The organism is Thermus sp. (assembly GCF_056332225.1).
Map to the genome: position 1 here is coordinate 1 of NZ_JBWGQW010000187.1, position 376 is coordinate 376.

A 376-nucleotide genomic window follows, 5' to 3' on the forward strand; every position below is an offset into this window, starting at 1 on the left:
GGGGTTGCTCATGCCGGTGTTGTCAAAGGGGTTGATGTCGTTGAAGACCACGATGTCCTTCCCGGGCGGGGGCGGGGCGTTCTTGCAGGGCTGCACCCTATACTCCAACTGGCCCTGGGCCTCGGCGAAGCTGTAGCTGGGGCTTAAGAGGAAGGCGTGGCCGGCCACCTAGAGGGTGTCGCCGGGGTTGGCGCCTAGGCCTGCTAGGGAAAAGGCGTAGGTGAAGGTGTTCACGTAGGGGTCGTGCACCGCCTGGGCAGGGTAGCTCCACCACCCCCCAGGGGGAAGGGTGCCCGCGTAGGCGTGGCTCTCCGTGAGCTGGTAGGGGGAGTTGCCGGAAAGCCGTACGAAGAGGGTGTCGGCGGTGTTCCAGATC

At 65.4% G+C, this 376-nt stretch carries 1 pseudogene; it reads right to left on the reverse strand.

Features of this window, described 5'->3' with window-relative positions:
* Positions 1-168: 168 nt before the first annotated feature.
* Positions 169-376: pseudogene (locus AC01Y6_RS10815) on the reverse strand (ABC transporter); the annotation flags it as partial.